General features: G+C 74.6%; 10 protein-coding genes. 3 read left to right on the top strand and 7 right to left on the bottom strand.

All coding sequences use genetic code 11. The features are described 5' to 3' along the window. Positions 1-6: 6 nt before the first annotated feature. A complete protein-coding gene (locus ACRAKJ_RS11280; protein ID WP_438920001.1) occupies positions 7-2,493 on the bottom strand; it encodes a hypothetical protein in 2,487 nt (828 codons plus the stop codon). Positions 2,494-2,674: 181 nt separating this feature from the next. Between ACRAKJ_RS11280 and ACRAKJ_RS11275 the strand changes: the two genes are divergently transcribed. Next, positions 2,675-4,090 (top strand): aminopeptidase P N-terminal domain-containing protein, encoded by a 1,416-nt coding sequence (locus ACRAKJ_RS11275; RefSeq protein WP_438920000.1) that lies wholly within the window; start codon positions 2,675-2,677, stop codon positions 4,088-4,090. 42 nt (positions 4,091-4,132) lie between these two features. Here ACRAKJ_RS11275 and ACRAKJ_RS11270 read toward each other — a convergent pair whose 3' ends face one another. After that, a complete protein-coding gene (locus tag ACRAKJ_RS11270) occupies positions 4,133-5,401 on the bottom strand; it encodes a CNNM domain-containing protein (protein ID WP_438919999.1) in 1,269 nt (422 codons plus the stop codon). 127 nt (positions 5,402-5,528) lie between these two features. Here ACRAKJ_RS11270 and ACRAKJ_RS11265 point away from each other — a divergent pair, with 127 nt between their 5' ends. Continuing rightward, positions 5,529-6,479, top strand: a complete 951-nt coding sequence (locus ACRAKJ_RS11265; protein WP_438919998.1) for an effector-associated domain 2-containing protein — start codon at positions 5,529-5,531, stop codon at positions 6,477-6,479. A gap of 35 nt (positions 6,480-6,514) precedes the next feature. Here the strand turns inward: ACRAKJ_RS11265 and ACRAKJ_RS11260 are convergent, their stop codons facing one another. The 5 genes from ACRAKJ_RS11260 to ACRAKJ_RS11240 all read right to left on the bottom strand — a co-directional run bounded on the left by ACRAKJ_RS11260 (position 6,515) and on the right by ACRAKJ_RS11240 (position 13,989). Continuing rightward, complete coding sequence (locus ACRAKJ_RS11260; protein WP_438920063.1) at positions 6,515-8,452, bottom strand: DHA2 family efflux MFS transporter permease subunit; 1,938 nt, start codon at positions 8,450-8,452, stop codon at positions 6,515-6,517. Positions 8,453-8,593: 141 nt separating this feature from the next. Next, complete coding sequence (gene glmS / locus ACRAKJ_RS11255; RefSeq protein WP_438919997.1) at positions 8,594-10,411, bottom strand: glutamine--fructose-6-phosphate transaminase (isomerizing); 1,818 nt, start codon at positions 10,409-10,411, stop codon at positions 8,594-8,596. Between the two features lie 14 nt (positions 10,412-10,425). Next, positions 10,426-10,707 carry a hypothetical protein gene (locus ACRAKJ_RS11250; protein WP_438919996.1) on the bottom strand — a complete coding sequence of 94 codons (282 nt, stop codon included), beginning with the start codon at positions 10,705-10,707 and terminating at the stop codon, positions 10,426-10,428. Between the two features lie 86 nt (positions 10,708-10,793). Then, positions 10,794-12,053, bottom strand: a complete 1,260-nt coding sequence (locus tag ACRAKJ_RS11245; protein ID WP_438919995.1) for a Bcr/CflA family efflux MFS transporter — start codon at positions 12,051-12,053, stop codon at positions 10,794-10,796. A 121-nt stretch (positions 12,054-12,174) separates the two neighbouring features. Then, positions 12,175-13,989 carry a DNA/RNA non-specific endonuclease gene (locus ACRAKJ_RS11240; RefSeq protein ID WP_438919994.1) on the bottom strand — a complete coding sequence of 605 codons (1,815 nt, stop codon included), beginning with the start codon at positions 13,987-13,989 and terminating at the stop codon, positions 12,175-12,177. Between the two features lie 264 nt (positions 13,990-14,253). Between ACRAKJ_RS11240 and ACRAKJ_RS11235 the strand changes: the two genes are divergently transcribed. Further along, positions 14,254-15,474 (top strand): S8 family serine peptidase, encoded by a 1,221-nt coding sequence (locus ACRAKJ_RS11235; protein ID WP_438919993.1) that lies wholly within the window; start codon positions 14,254-14,256, stop codon positions 15,472-15,474. Positions 15,475-15,490: the final 16 nt, after the last annotated feature.

The following is a 15,490-nucleotide window of genomic DNA, read 5'->3' as shown; positions in this document are numbered from 1 at the left end:
CCGCCGTCACGGGCCGGTGGTGACCCGGGCGAACTCGGCGTCCGCCACCGCGGCGGCGACCCGGGCCACGACCTCGTCGAACACCGGGTCGCGGTAGTAGTCGCTGTGCCCGCGCATGGGCGAGGCCACCACGTCCGGGTCCGGGTCGAGGAACTCGGGGTCGCGCAGCCGCACGTCGTTGCCGCACTTCACGCCCCACAGCTTGGGCCCGGCGCGCAGCGGCTCGTCGTCGCCCTCGGGCCACACCTGCACGGGGCCGCCGAGCGGGTCGGTGAGCCGGTGCACGTTCCACCACCGGTCGCCCAGCTCCTCGTGCAGGCTCGCCAGCCGGGCGTGGCCCAGGTACTGCGGGAACAGCCGCGAGTACGCCCACTGGAGCTGCGAGCCGTAGGTGACCAGGCCGACCCGGTCCAGGGCGCGGCGCGCGTCGGCCTGCCGGACGTAGCGCTCGCCGTCGGCCGGGTCGGGCCGCTCGGCCTCGCGGCGCAGCAGGGACAGCGCGGCGAAGCACACGACGCTGCCCTGGCTGTGCCCGGACAGCACGACCGCGGCCACGTCGTGGTGCACGGCCAGCCGCACGGCGCGGGAGGTCAGCTCGATCGTGGCGCGCCCGCCGTAGGGCGGCGGGCAGGTGGGGTGCGCCGAGCGCGGCCAGAACGCCACCAGGTCCCACACGACGCCGACGACGGTGCGCATCCGGCCGCTCTGCCACGTCCGCACGCCCAGCAGCAGCAGGAGCAGCACCAGGCCGGACACGACGAGGCTGCCCAGCACGCCCAGCTCCTCGGCGGGGCGGGTGGTCAGCCAGGCGGCCAGGCCGGGCGGCGGCGCGGCGCGCCAGTCGGGGTGCGCGAGCCGGGCGAGCGCGATCCCGCCCGCCACCACCACGAGCACGCCGCCGAGCACGGCGGGCGCGCCCAGCAGCCAGTGGTACCGGTACTTCGCCGCCGCGACCCGCCTGCCGAGGGCCACCTTGCCCAGGCCCGGCCGGTCCGGGCGGCCCGGGTAGTCGAGCAGCACGCTCTCCCGCACCGCCGCGCCCACCGGGTGCCGCACCCACGACACCAGGCCGATCGCGTACAGCACCCCGGCCGCGGTGACCGCCGTCCAGGACGCCCGGTCCGGGGCGGGCGCCCAGCGCAGCACCACGCCCGTCGCCGCCGCCAGCGACCCGGCGGCCAGCAGCAGGGCGGTGGACGCCTGCCGCACCACCGCCGCCGCCACCGGCGGCACGACCAGCGCGAACGCGATGGCCAGCGCGCCCCACAGGCCCGCGCCGACCAGGTGGCTGGTGCTGAGCACCGGACCGGGCCGCCCGGCGGGCGCGGGGTCGCCGACCCAGTCCACGACCCGGTAGGCGAGCCCGCCGCTGAACCCGACCGCGAGCGTCGTCGCGACCGCCGCGACGACCACCGCGCCGTAGCCGTGCCACAGGGGCCGGAACCGGGCGTCCACCGCCATCAGGGCGCGGCCGTGCGCGCCGTGCCGCAGCCGCGCGCACGCCCCGAGCAGCACGACCAGCAGCAGCATCGCGAGCGCCGCCAGCACGTTCGTGACCGCCTCGAACCCGGCGAGCGGGACCACCGCGCCGGTCTCGCCGGTCGGCTGCCGCCACAGGAACCCGGTCGCCAGGCCGGCCGCGAGCAGCAGGTACGCCACCGACGCCCACTTCAGCGCCCGCGAGTTCACCGCCCGCCGGTCCGGGGACAGCGCCACGCAGCCCACCGCCCACGCCAGCACGCCGCCGCCGAGCCCGGTCACCGACCACGACAGCGCGCCGTCGGGCAGGGCGGTGCGCAGCGCGCCCGCGTACAGCACGCCCACGACGGCGCACGCGGCGGCGACGTGCGCGTCCCGCAGCACGGGCGTGCGCGGCGAGGTGTGCCAGAACGCGTAGTCGCCCAGGCTGCCCGCGCGCGTCTCCCACCGGTGGTGCGTGCCGCGCGGCTCGTAGAGGAACGTCTGCCGGCCGAACCACCACAGCACGCCGATCACCAGCACCGGCGGGACCATGCCGACCAGCAGCATCGCCCCGAACGGCCAGCCGTCGAAGAAGCCCAGCCACGGGTTGGCCGCCCGGCACGCCGCCGCCGCGGCGCACTGCCGCACCAGCAGCTCCAGCGACACGTACGCGGTGGTCGTGACGAACATGCAGGTCAGGACGAGGCCGAGGAGCCGCAGGACGGCCTCGGCGAACCGGCCGGGGCCCAGCAGCGCGTACCGGGCGAGGTTGAGGATCGCGAACGGCACGAGCAGCAGCCACAGCGCGCGGCTCGCCCCGCCGGAGGTGAACCGGCCCCAGTGGAACGCCTCGACCACCCGTTCCCGCACCGGGTCCTCGCCCGGCAGGGTGCACGCGGGTTTCGCGGCGCGCAGGAAGCGGGCCACGTCGTCACCGGCCACGGCCGTGGGGAACGGGTCGCCCAGCACGTGCTCCGGAGGGGTGCCGGACACGCCGTGCACCCTCAGCTCGACCACATCCTCAGCACGCACGCGATCACCTTCCGCTACCGGTTGGTGCCTGATGCCTACCGGATCGCCCGCCCCGGGGAGGCCGTTTCGGGGATCGGGGCACCCGGCCGGGGCAACGCGCCACCTCGACGGGCATCCTGGGTGACGCGCCCGGCCGCCGATCGCGGTCGGTCCCGACCCCCGACCCGAAAGGCTGCCCACGGTGACCAAACCCGCCCGCCGCGACCCGAGCAAGCTCGTCGACGCCTCCGGTTTCCGGCGGTTCGTCCAGCACGGCTGGGGCCCGGCCGACCGCGCCGCCCGGGTCGCGCCCGGTGCCGCCGAGGCCGCCGCCGCGCACCGCGCCCGGCTCAGCGCCGCACTGCCGGGGGCCCGCGTCGCGGTCGCCGCCGGGTGGGCCCCGGTGCGGTCCAACGACACCGACTTCGGCTTCCGGCCCGACAGCGACTTCTCCTGGCTGACCGGCTGCTCCGCCGAGGGCGCCGTGCTGGTCATGAGCCCGGTGGCCGGTGGCCACGACGCGGAGCTGTTCCTGCGCCCGCCGGCCGGTCCCGAGGAGCCGGACTTCTTCGCCAACGCCCGCGACGGCGAGCTGTGGATCGGCCCGGTGCCGGGCCTCGCCGAGTGGTCCGAGGCCCTCGGGGTGCGCTGCCGCCCGCTGCACGAGCTGCCGTCGGCGCTGCGCGGCAGGCTGCCCGCCGTGCACGCGACCGCGGGCGTCGACCCGCTGCTGGACGCGCTCGCGGGCGCCGACCACACCGCCGGGCTGCGCACCACGCTGGCCGAGCTGCGCCGGATCAAGGACGACTGGGAGGTCGGCCAGCTCCAGGCGGCCGTGGACGCCACGGTGCTGGGTTTCGCCGACGTCGCCGCCGAGCTCCAGACCGCGGTGAAGGGCGGCGGCGAGCGCTGGTTGCAGGGCACGTTCGACCGGCGCGCCCGCACCGCGGGCAACGGTCCCGGCTACGCCTCGATCGTGGCCGCCGGGCCGCACGCGCCGGTGCTGCACTGGGTGCGCAACGACGGCCCCGTGCCCGAGGACGCCGTGCTGCTGCTCGACGCGGGCGTGGAGCTGGACACCCTCTACACCGCCGACATCACCCGCACCCTGCCGGTGTCCGGGGCGTACAGCCCGGCGCAGCGGCAGGTGCACGAGCTGATCGAGCGGGCGTCCGCGGCGGCGCTGGCGGTGGTGCGGCCGGGCGCGGAGTACCGGGCGTTCCACCGCGAGGCCATGCGGGTGCTCGCGGAGGGCCTGCACGACTGGGGCCTGCTGCCGGTGTCGGTGGACGAGGCGCTCGACCCGGACGGCCAGCACCACCGCCGCTACATCGCGTGCGGCGTCGGCCACTTCCTCGGCCTGGACGTGCACGACTGCGCCAACTCGCGCGCCGAGGCGTACCACGACGGCGACCTGGAGGTCGGCATGGCGCTGGCCGTGGAGCCGGGCCTGTACTTCCACCCGAACGACGAGACCGTGCCGCCGGAGCTGCGCGGCATCGGCGTGCGGCTGGAGGAGAACGTCGTGGTGACCGGCGACGGCCACCGGCTGCTGTCGGCGGCGCTGCCGTCGGGCGCGGACGCCCTGGAGGCGTGGGTGGCCGCCGCCGGGCGGTGACACCGGGTCGGCCCGCCCGCGCACCGGCGGGCGGGCCGGCGCTCACCGCTGCCCGCGCAACCTCACCCGGGTGATCGCGTGGTGCTCCACGCCCAGCACCTCGATGCCCCAGCCCGACACGGTGACCCGGTCGCCGGGCCGCTCCGGGATGCGCCCGAGCAGCACGAGCACCAGGCCGGCGATCGTGGCGTAGTCGCCCTCCGGCGCGTCGGGCAGCTCGACGCCCAGGTCGACCAGGTCGTGCACGGGGAACGTGCCGGGCAGCACCATCGACCCGTCCGCGCCGTTGCGCACGGCCATCAGGTCGCGGTCGGTCTCGTCGAGGATCTCGCCGACGATCTCCTCCAGCAGGTCCTCCAGCGTGACGATGCCGTCGACCGCGCCGTGCTCGTCCACGACCAGCGCCATCTGCTCGCGCTCGGCCTTGAAGCGGCGCAGCGCGTCGGCGACCTTCACCGAGTCGGGGAACACCAGCGGCTGCCGGGCCACGTCGACCAGCGCCGCGCCCTCGTCGAGCAGGTCGCGCAGGTGCACCAGGCCCACCACGTCGTCCAGGTGCCCGCCGCGCGCGACGGGTGCCCGCGAGTGCCCCGAGGAGGCCAGCTCGGCCCGCGCGGTGGGCACGTCCCACGCGGCGTCCAGGGTGACCACCGCCCGGCGCGGCACGAGCACCTCGCGCAGCCGCCGGTCGTTGATCTCCAGCGCGCCGGTGATGATCATCCGCTGCTCGGCGTTCAGGCCGCGCTGCGCCGACACCAGCTCGCGCAGCTCCTCCGACGACATCTGCTCGGACTCGGCGTCGGGCTTGCCGCCGAACAGGCGCACGACGACGTCCGTGGACGTGCTCAGCGCCCACACCACCGGCCGCGAGACCGTCGACAGCAGGTCCAGCGGCCGGGCCACGAGCAGCGCCCAGCGCAGGGCGTACTGCATGGCCAGCCGCTTGGGCGCCAGCTCGCCGAACACCAGGGTGAGGAACGTCAGCACGATCGTGACCAGGGCGATGGCCACCGCGTTCGCCGCGTCGCCGAGGAACGACAGCAGCGGCGTGATCGGCCGGGCCAGCGACACCGCCGCGGTCGCCGAGGCGAGGAACCCGGCGAGGGTGATGCCGATCTGGATGGTCGCGAGGAACCGGTTGGGGTCGCGGGCCAGCCGCACCAGCGTGCGCCCCGACCTGCCGCCCTCGCGCTCCAGCGCCCGCAGCTGTCCCTCGCGCAACGAGATCAGCGCCATCTCCGAGCCGGAGAACAGCGCGTTGAGCAGCACCAGGACCGCGACCAGCGCGATCGTGAATCCGTACCCGTCCACATCCCCTCCGTACCCCGGGCGACCAGGGGCGCAACGCTACCGGCGCGTTGCTCTTTCCGAGTGGCGCGACGGCCCGACCGGCCCCGACCGGCCCCGTCCTGGGCTACAACCATGACGGGGAGGTCACATGGGGTCGGACGCGCTCCACCGGTGCTTCGTGGTCGTGGACGTCGAGGGGTACGGGGACCCGGCGCGCACGTCACCGCACCGCACCGCCGCGCGCGAGGGCATGTACCGGGTGCTGATGACGGCCTTCGCCGAGTGCGGCCTGCCGTGGGACGACAAGTCGGTCGACGACGCGGGCGACGCCGTGCTCGTGCTGCTGCCCGGTGAGGTGCCCAAGAGCCACCTGGTCGAGCAGCTGCCGGAACGCGTGGCCGCGAACCTGCGCCGGCACAACCACGTCCACTCGCACGAGGCGCACCTGCGGATGCGGATGGCCGTGCACGCGGGCGAGGTCCACTACGACGACCGGGGCCGCACCAGCGCGGAGATGATCTTCACCTACCGCATCGTGGACGCGCCGTCCGCCAAGCGGGCGCTGGCGGGCTCGACGGCCACGCTGGCGCTGGTGGTGTCCGACCACTTCTACCGCTCCGTCGTCCGGCACGAGCCGGCCGCCCGACCGGGTGACTTCGCCCAGGTGGGGGTCGCCGTCAAGGAGGTGGACGCGCTCGTCTGGCTGCGCCTGGTCGACGGCCACCCGCTCGACGCCGGCGCCACCGGCCCCTCCCGCGCCCGCCCCGCCGCCCCGACCGGGCGTCCCCTCGTCCCCGACCGGCTCAGCGCCGCGGAGATGGGCCGGATCGTGGACGTCCTGCTGGGCACGCCGGGGTTCCGGACCCCGGCGGAACGCGACCTGCTGATGTCGTTCCTGCCGTTCGCGGGCGCGATCAACCGCCACCCGGCGAACCGGACCGACGTGATGAGCATCGTGCTGACCAGCCAGGACTACCCGAACGGGGTGGAGCGGCTGGTCGAGTGCGCGCGCATGTTCGCCGAGGGCTCCACGGCGATGGCCGAGCTGGAGACGCTCGTGGCGGACCACCGGCCGGGCCTGGACCGCCCCCTGGGCTAGCCCGGCCCGGGAACAGCCGGGCCCGGGGCGCGGGGTCAGACGGGTGCGGCGTGGCGGCCGGTGGCCAGGGAGCGGCCGGTGGTGGACAGTTCGGCGGCCACCCGGTCGACGGCGGCGGCGAACTCCGGGTCGTCGCAGTTCCAGTCGGCGAGCCGGGACAGCAGCCAGCGGCGCCAGGAGGCGACCAGCTCGGCGAACACGGCGGTGCCGCCGGCGGTGAAGCGGTACTGGTCGGCGGTCTCGACCAGGTAGCCGCGGGTCTGGAGCTGGCGGGCCACCGGTTCGAAGACGCCCGGCGGGACCTTCGTGTCGGCGGCGAGCCGGTCGAGGGTGGCGGCCCCGTGCTCGACGCTCTGCCGGAACACCCGGACCATCAGCCACGCCTGGGCGTGCGTGAGGGGCACGCCCGAGGCGGCGAGGACGTCCGGGGTGGGGTCGCGGCGCTCGCGGCTGACCACGAGGGCGACGAGCTTGTCCAGCTCGTGCCCGGAGTCCCACGTGCGGGGCTCGGCGAAGTTGTCGCCCACGGCGGTCGCGGAGGCCCGCGCGGTGTCGCGCAGGGGCACCTCGCGCAGGAACAGCGCGACCAGGAACGCGACGGCGGCGACCGGCGCGGCGGACAGGAACACGGTGTGCAGGGTGTCGCTGTACGCCTGGACGATCGGCGCCTTCAGCTCCGGCGGCAGGGCGTGCAGGGCCTTCACGTCGGACGCGGCGCGCGGGTCGACGCCGGGCGGGATCGCGGCGGCCAGGTTGTCCGGCAGGTTCGAGGCGTAGACCGTGCCGAAGACCGCCACGCCGAACGAGCTGCCCAGGGTGCGCAGGAAGCTCACGCCGGACGTGGCCACGCCCAGGTCCTCGTAGTTGGTGGTGCTCTGCACCACGACCATCGTGACGGGCATGCACATGCCCACGCCCAGGCCGAGCACGAGCATGAACACCGACGCCTGCCAGAACGGCGTCGACGGCCGCAGCTGGGCCAGCAGCAGCATGCCGCCGACCATCATGACGCTGCCGAACAGCGGGAACACCCGGTAGCGCCCGGTCTTGGAGATGACCGTGCCGGTGGTGACGGAGGCGAACAGCAGGCCCGCGACCAGCGGCAGCATCTCCAGGCCGGACTGCGTGGCGGACACGCCGTGCACGTACTGGAGGTAGGTGGGCAGGAACGTGACGCCGCCGAGCATCGCGAACCCGACGACGAAGCTGAGCACCACGCACACGGTGAACGTGCGGTCGCGGAAGAGCCGGATGGGCAGCACGGGTTCGGCGGCGCGGTTCTCCACCAGCACGAACGCCACCAGCGCGACGACCGAGCCGACGACCATCCACAGGATCGTCGGCGACGACCACGGGTACTCCACGCCGCCCCAGCTGGTGACGAGCGTGAGGCCGGTGGCGGCGAGGCCGATGAGCAGGATGCCGAGGTAGTCGATGCGCGGCCTGGTCGCCGCGCGCACCCCCGGCAGCGCGAACGCGCCCACCGCGAGCACCACGACGCCGAGCGGCAGGTTGACGTAGAACGCCCACCGCCACGACAGGTGGTCCACGAACAGGCCGCCGAGCAGCGGGCCGACCACGGTGGCCACGCCGAACACCGCGCCGATGAACCCCTGGTACTTGCCGCGCTCGGACAGCGGCACGACGTCCGCGATCACCGCCGCCGAGGTGACCATCAGCCCGCCCGCGCCGAGGCCCTGCACGGCGCGGGCCAGGATCAGCCACGTCATCGAGTCGGCCCAGCCGCACAGGAACGAGCCGGCCATGAACAGCACGACGCTCGCCAGGAACGCCCGCTTGCGGCCGAACAGGTCGCCGAACTTGCCGATCAGCGCCGTCATGATCGTCTCGGCGAGCAGGTAGGAGGTGACCACCCAGGACAGGTGGCCGCCGCCGCCGAGGTCGCCGACGATCGTCGGCAGCGCCGTCGCCACGATCGTCTGGTCGAGCGCGGCGAGCAACATCCCCAGCATGATCACCGCGACGACGGCGTTGCGCGCGCCGCGCCCGACCTCGACCCGTTCGGCCACTGTGGACACCTCCGCGGTGGACGATAGGACGATCGACGTCCCTTCGCCGCCGCAGACACCGTCGGGTGAACCCCGGGCGCGGGGTCACTCCACGGTGACGCTCTTGGCGAGGTTGCGCGGGCGGTCGACGTCGCGGCCCAGCGAGCGCGCCAGGTGGTAGGCGAAGAGCTGGAGCGGCACCGAGAGGGTGATGGGGGTCAGGGCGTCGTGCGCGCGGGGCACCCGGATCACGTCGGTGGCCAGGCCCGGCGGCAGGTCGGCGTCGGTGACCGCGATGACGGGGCCGCCGCGCGCCTTGATCTCCTCGATCGTGGCGGTGTTCTTGGCCAGCAGCTCGTCGTCGGGCACCAGCACGACGGTCGGCATGGACGGGTTGATCAGCGCCAGCGGCCCGTGCTTCAGCTCGGACGCCTGGTACGCCTCGGCGTGCACGTAGGAGATCTCCTTGAGCTTCTGCGCGCCCTCGCGGGCCACCGGCCAGCCGCGCACGCGGCCGACGAAGAACATGTGCTCGGCCCCCGCGTACTTGCGCGCCACCTCGGCGATCCGGTCCTCCTCGGCGAGGACTTGCGCGATCGTGTGCGGCAGTTCGCCCAACCCGGTGACGACCCGGCGTCCCTCGGTGATGGACAGGTCGCGCACGCGGCCGAGGTCGAGGGCGAGCATCGCCAGCGCGACGGCCATGGTGGTGAACGACTTGGTGGCCGCCACCGACACCTCGGGCCCGGCGTGCAGGAAGATCCCGTGCCCGCACTCGCGGGCGATGGTGCTGCCGACCGCGTTGACCACGCCGATGACGTGGCCGCCCTTGCGCTTGAGCTCCTGCACGGCGGCCAGCGTGTCCAGCGTCTCGCCCGACTGGCTGATGGCGACGTAGAGGGTGTCGGGGTCCACGACCGGGTTGCGGTAGCGGAACTCGGAGGCGGGCTCGGCGTCGGCGGGGATGCGCGCCAGCTCCTCGACCAGCTGCGCGCCGACCTGCCCCGCGTAGTACGCCGACCCGCAGCCGAGCAGCTTGACCCGGCGGATGCGCTGGTAGTCCTGCGGGGTGAGGCCCACGCCGTCCAGGCGGGCCGAGGAGAACCGGTGGTCCAGCCGGCCGCGCAGGCAGCGGTCCACCGCGTCGGGCTGCTCCCGCATCTCCTTGTACATGAAGTCCGGGTGCTCGCCCAGCTCGTACTCGGCGGTCGGCACGTCGATCGCGGTGGGCGTGCGGGTGGTGGTGGCGCGGGCGTCCATGGTGGACGTCCGGTAGCCGTCGGCGGTGACGGTGGCGATCTCGTCGTCGTCGAGGTAGATGACCTGCTGGGTGAAGCGGACCAGGGCGGTGACGTCCGAGGCGATCAGCATCTCCTGCTCGCCGACGCCGAGGACGACGGGGCTGCCGCGCCGGGCGGCGACCAGCTCGCCGGGCCGGTCGGCGTCCATCACGATCACCCCGTACGTGCCCTCGACCTGCGCCAGCGCCTCGCGCACGGCGTCTTCGAGGGTCGCGGCGGAGCTGCGCGCGACCAGGTGGGCGAGCACCTCGCTGTCGGTGTCCGAGGCGAGGTCCACGCCCTCGGCGCGCAAGCGGTTGCGCAGCTGGTCGGAGTTCTCGAACACGCCGTTGTGCACGATCGCCACGCGCCGCCCGGCGTCCACGTGCGGGTGGGCGTTGCGGTCGTTGGGCTCACCGTGCGTGGCCCAGCGGGTGTGCGCGATGCCCGACGGCCCGCCGGTGCCCGCGGGCACGGCCCGGCGCAGGTCGCCCACGCGGCCGGCGGTCTTGACGACCTGGAGCTCCTCCCCCGCGACCGCGATGCCCGCCGAGTCGTACCCCCGGTACTCCAACCGGTGCAGCCCTTCCAGCAGCACCGGCACCGCGTCCCGCGACCCCACGTACCCGACGATCCCGCACATCGCTGTCGACCCCTCTAGCCGTAGACGATCCGGCGGAGCTGGCGCTCGGACAGCGGCGGCGCGGCCACCGGCCGCACGTCCAGCTCCTCGCGCAACAACGCCCAGATCCTCGCGTTGGCCACCCCGTCCCGGCGGAGTTCGGCGTGCCTGCGCAGCACGTACTCCTCCGCCGTCTCCACGAAGTAGCCCATGACGTCGGACACGACCCGTCGCGCGAGCGCGGCGGGCAGCCCGGTCGTGCGGACCACGTGCCGCAGCAGTTCGGCGGGCACCTCGTCCTCCACGGCGTCCAGCATGGCGACAGCCAACCACCGCGCCAAACCCCGTGCCCGATTTCGGGCACGAGGTTCCGGGTGCGCGGGAGAGGGGTCCGCCCGGCGGGTCAGGCGTGCGCCGGCACCCGCCGCCGCAGCATCGTCGCCCCCAGGGCGACCCAGGCGACCAGCACGCCGCCGGTCATGGTCAGCGCCATCGCCAGGCCGTCGTTGCCCAGCAGGCCGACGACCGGCGCGATCAGCGCGCCGATGCCGAACTGCGCGGCGCCCAGCAGCGCGGCGGCGGTGCCGGCCGCCTCGCCGTGGCGGGACAGCGCCAGCGCGGGCGCGTTGGGCAGGACGAGGCCCACCCCGGCGAGCAGGAGCAGCAGCGGCACGAGGAAGCCGATCAGCCCGCCGAACCCGGATGCCGTGGCCGCGATGAGCACCACGCCGAAGACCAGCGCGCCCGCCAGCGCGCCGAACACGATCCGGCGCTCCGACCAGCGGTTGAGCAGCACCACGTTCGCCTGCGACGCCCCGATCAGCGCCACCGCGCCGATCGCGAACACCAGGCCGAACTCCTGCTGGTCCAGCCCGTAGGTGTCCTGGAGCACGAACGAGGAACCCGAGACGTACGAGAACAGGGCCGACATGCCGAGCGCGGCGACCAGGACCAGCACGACGAACTGCCGGTCGGCCAGCAGCTCACCGTAGGTCCGCAGCACCGGCCGGAACGAGCTCGTCCGGCGCCTCTCCGGCGGCAGCGTCTCCTTCAGCAGGAAGATCGCGACCAGCATCGACGCCACGCCGAGCGCCGCGAGCACGGCGAACACGCCGCGCCACGAGCCGGTCAGCAGCACGGCCGCGCCGACCGACGGCGCGAGGATGGGCGCGGCGCCCATCACGAGCATCAGCCGGGACATGATCGTCGCGGCGGCGCGACCGGTGAACAGGTCGCGCACCACGGCCATGGCGACCACCATGGCGGCGGCCGCGCCGACCCCCTGCAGGGTGCGCAGCAGGCCGAGGACGACGACGTTCGGCGCGATCAGGCACAGGGCGGACGCGACGACGTGCACGGCCGTGCCGGCGATCAGCGGCAGCCGCCGGCCGAAGGAGTCGGAGAGCGGGCCGATGACCAGCTGCCCCAGGCCGAGGCCGACGAGCGTGCCGGTGAGCGTCAGCTGCACCGCGGACTCGGACGCGCCGAGGTCGGCGCCCAGCTCCGGCAGCGCGGGCAGGTACATGTCGATCGTGAAGGGACCGAGGGCGATGAGCGCGCCCAGGACGAGGATGACCCGGACCCGGGCGGCCCCGGTCGGCGGTCCGGCCACCTGCCCCGGGGCGTCCGGCGTGGATGGACTGCGCAGAGTGGCCTCTTCCATAACCGGTGCGAACACCCCCCGGTGCCGGCCTTGTTCCGGTCGGCCGACTTCCGTGATCCTCGACACGGGTCCGCGCCGCCGCCCGCCGGGGGTCCCGGGCACCGCCGGTCGTGCGGCCCGGTCACCAGCGGATGTCCTCCAGCGCGTCCAGCGGCGCCCGCCGGTCGAGGGACTCGGGGGCCGTGAAGGTGTCGGCGGCGGTCAGCGCGGCCGGGAACGCGAGGCCGCACCGCCGCTCCACCTCGCCCACCGCCACCTGGAACACGCGGAACTCGTCGAGCTCCAGCGACTCCAGCCGGTCGAGGTTCTGGGTCAGCACGAACGCCCGCGCCCGGAGCACCCCGCCGGCGGCGAACGCGATGACCTTCCAGTACTCGCGGGGCAGGGCGACGCCGCGGAACACCCGGTCGTCGTCCTGGAACACCGGGCCGCCGTAGACGCTGACGCGGAGGTCGTCGACGTCCGCGTCGGCCAGCACGGCGTCCTCCAGCCGCCCCCACAGCCCCTGCCTCATGCTCTGGTTGAAGTCGTCCACCTGCGGCGTGATGTTGGTGAAGAAGAACGAGTCTACGTTGGCCCGCTCCGCGCCCGGCCCCCACAGCAGGTCGGCGCGGCGCGCGAGGTGACCGCGGTCGAGCCGGTTGCCCCGGTACAGCTCGTCGCCGACCTGGTGCTCGGCCGGGACGCGCGGGTCGAGCACGAACGGGATGCCGGCGCGGTCGACCGACCGCAGGTCGCCGCCGTCGACGTTCCACGCCACCCAGCGGGCGAAGCGCCGCGACTTCGACTGGGCCAGCGAGAAGTGGGTGTAGTGCAGGACGGGTGAGCCGTCCAGCTCGACGGCGTCCGCGCGCGCCCCCTCGTCCAGGACGGGCAGGCCGACGGGCTGCCCGAGGAAGTGCTCGTCGAAGCCGGTCCGCACGGCGGGCCTCTTCGGCGGCGTGAGCGAGATGCCCAGCTTCTCGAACACCGACTGCGGCAGGCACGCCAGCGCGTGCTCGTCCGCGCTGGCGCCCGCCTCGCCCGCGAAGTGCAGGCCGGCCATGGTCCTGCCGACCCGGCCGTTGGACGACTTGAACAGCCACACCGCGCCGGAGTCGCCGCCCTTGCTGATCTCGCCGTCGGGCGCGGGCCGCTTCGGGTCGGGGCCGATCTCGAAGCCGCCGATGTCGCGCGGGCCGACCCCCGGGCCGTAGTCGATCTTGACCAGCACGTCGACGCGCCGGACCACGCCGTGCGTCACGCCGGTCGTGCGCCCGCTCTTGACGACCTTGTCGCCCAGCTCCGGCTCGCCCAGCTTCTCCACGACCACGCCGAGGCCGGTGACCTCCGCGGTGAACCGCCGGTCCTCGATCGTGGCGACGGCGCAGTCGCCGGCCGCGCCCAGGTGCGAGCGGACGAGCCTGCCGAGCCGGTTGCGGTCGGTGCGGTTGTCGTCGTGCACGCCCGGCTGGACCACGTCGTCGCCCAGCGCGCCGGTCGGTCCGTGCAGGACGTGCCAGTTGCTCAGCACGTACGGCGTGCCGTCCACCCGGTCGTGCACGACGCAGCCGAAGGTGCCCGCGGACACCCGCACGTGGCCCAGGCTGACGCCCGGCGCGACCGGGTCGACGCGGGTCTTGCGGACGTCGGCCGCGGCCTCCTCGACCACGCGGAAGTCGGCCCGGTAGTCGCGCTGGAGCACGTCGGTGGGCACGGTGACGCCGTCGACGACGACCGAGTCGGGCAGCGGCGCGGTGCCCAGCGCCGCCAGCGCCTCGGGATCGGCCTTCTGCCGGACGGTGAACTGCACGGCGACCTCGTCGGTGACGCGCCCGCCGGCGACCTTGTGGCCGATGCCGATGGACGACACGTTCGGGTCGCGCAGGAAGTCGGCGCCCCTGGTGCGCACGAACTGCCGCAACGACTCCCGCGAACCGCTCTTCTCCTTGGCCACGATCGCATCCCCCTGGTGTGCGCGCGTCGGTGGCCTTGCTGTCGACGTCCCCCGATCCGGTGTTAGCGCCACCCCGTTCCGTTCACCCGTTCGCCCTAATGTCGGCGACCGAACGCAGGACGCCTCACACCGACGACTGAAAGATCGATCCCCGGTGGCGTACCGCTGAACTCTGATCGGACCTGTCGGTGATCGCCGTCGCGTGCTGTTGTTCAAGGACCCCGACGTCGGCACCGGGCCGACTCCCCGCACGCTGGAGGAACCGTGAGGATCAGGCACGCGGCGGTGGCCGCGTCACTCTTGGCCGGACTGGTCGCGGCGCCCGCGCACGCCGCGCCCGAGGGGGTCGTGCTCGACAGCGGGCACCCCGCGGCCGTCGCGGGCAGCTACGTCGTGGTGCTCAAGGACCGGGCCGACCTGGCCGCCGCGCGCACCGCGATCAAGGGCGTCACGCACACCTACACCTCGGCCCTGGCCGGGTTCGCCGTGCGCACCGGCGCCGCCGCGGCCCGCCGGCTCGCCGCCGACCCGCGCGTGGCGTACGTGGCGCAGGACCTGGTCGTGGGCCTGCCCGAGGGCGACACCGCGACCCCCGCCGCCCCGCCGGGACCGTCGGCGCGGGTGCTCGGCCTCCAGCCGTCGCCGCCGTCCTGGGGCCTGGACCGGGTCGACCAGCGCTCCCTGCCGCTGGACTCGAAGTACTTCCACCCGAACGCGGCGGGCGGCGTGCGCGCCTACGTCGTCGGCACCGGCATCCGCTACACGCACCAGGAGTTCGAGGGCCGCGCCGTCCCGGGCTACGACCCGGTCGGCGGCGTCACCCCGCCCGGCAACGACTGCAACGGCCACGGCACGCACATGGCGGGCACCGTCGGCGGCGAGACCACCGGCGTGGCCAAGGACGTGACGCTGGTGTCCGTGCGGGTGCTCAACTGCCAGGGCTCCGGCACCTACTCGCAGATCATCGCGGGCGTCGACTGGCTGACCCAGGACGCGGCGGCGAGCGGGCAGCGGGCGGTCGCGCTCATGACGCTCGGCGGCGGCACGAACCTGCCGCTGAACAACGCCATCACCAACTCCATCAACGCGAACGTGCACTACTCGGTGGTGTCCGGCGCGTCGAACGCCGACGCCTGCAACTACTCCCCCGGCTCGGTGCCGCTCGCGACCACCGTCGGCGCGACCGACGCCAACGACGCCAAAGCCGGCTTTTCCAATTACGGCCCGTGCATCGACGTGTGGGCGCCGGGCGTGAACATCACCTCGGCGTGGGGCACCACCGACACCGCCTACTCGACGATCAGCGGCTCCACCGCCTCCGCGCACGCGGCGGGCGTGGCGGCGCTGTGGCGGAAGCGGTTCCCGGCCGACTCGGCCGTCCAGGTGGCGGCGGCGCTGACCGCCAACGCCACGCCGGGCGTGGTCGTCAACCCCGGCGCGGGCTCGCCGAACCTGCTGCTGTTCTCGGCGATGATCCCGGTGTGACCGCCGCCCGCGACCG

Source organism: Saccharothrix sp. DSM 118769, assembly GCF_052936295.1.
The sequence above is the reverse complement of the archived record's forward strand: the minus strand, read 5'-3'. Positions and strand labels throughout refer to the sequence as shown.